This is a genomic window from Psychromonas sp. Urea-02u-13 (assembly GCF_002835995.1).
GTDB lineage: Bacteria > Pseudomonadota > Gammaproteobacteria > Enterobacterales > Psychromonadaceae > Psychromonas.
On the sequence record NZ_PJBZ01000241.1, the window covers coordinates 1 to 604 of the forward strand.

A 604-nucleotide genomic window follows, 5' to 3' on the forward strand; every position below is an offset into this window, starting at 1 on the left:
ACAAAATACGATTGCGCTCGGGTGTTTATAGCTCAGGCGTCATCGCAAGTTTGAAAAGTAACCATGATATTGTGCTATTTGAAACCAATATTGGTCATGCCGGCGAATTCATCGACCGCATTTTATACAAGCGTAACGTGACGGCCATTCCCATTTTGATGAGTGACGCACTACCAAGTAACCAGCCTAGTATTCGCGATGTTGCCAGTTCACTTTGCAATAGTCATGCAAGACGGCAGTTTGTAGATGTTATCAATCATTTTCCCGATGAGGTTGAGCAACTCCTCGAACGATATGGTGAAATTTGGACAAATGAACATAAGATAATGGGGCTTAAACTCTCGTTATTAGAGAGGCTTGAATATCATAAGGCCCATTCACTACCGATACTTGAGGAAATTAAAACATGGGGAGAAACCCATTTTAATAATCAAAGCATTGAAGAAAACAGTGGTCTTGGCAAAGCGATAAGCTATTTTTTAAAACACTACACAGGATTGAGTCTATTTTGCCATCATGAAGGTGTGAAACTTGATAATAATCGGATTGAAGCGATGTTAAAAATAGTTGTCCGAGATAGAAAAAATGCGATGTTTCATAAAAC

At 39.1% G+C, this 604-nt stretch carries 1 protein-coding gene; it reads left to right on the top strand.

Annotation, left to right across the window (positions count from 1 at the left end; genetic code table 11):
• Nucleotides 1-50: 50 nt before the first annotated feature.
• Nucleotides 51-604 (top strand): IS66 family transposase (locus CXF74_RS21605; RefSeq protein ID WP_198552967.1); only part of this gene is annotated, 554 nt, incomplete at its 3' end.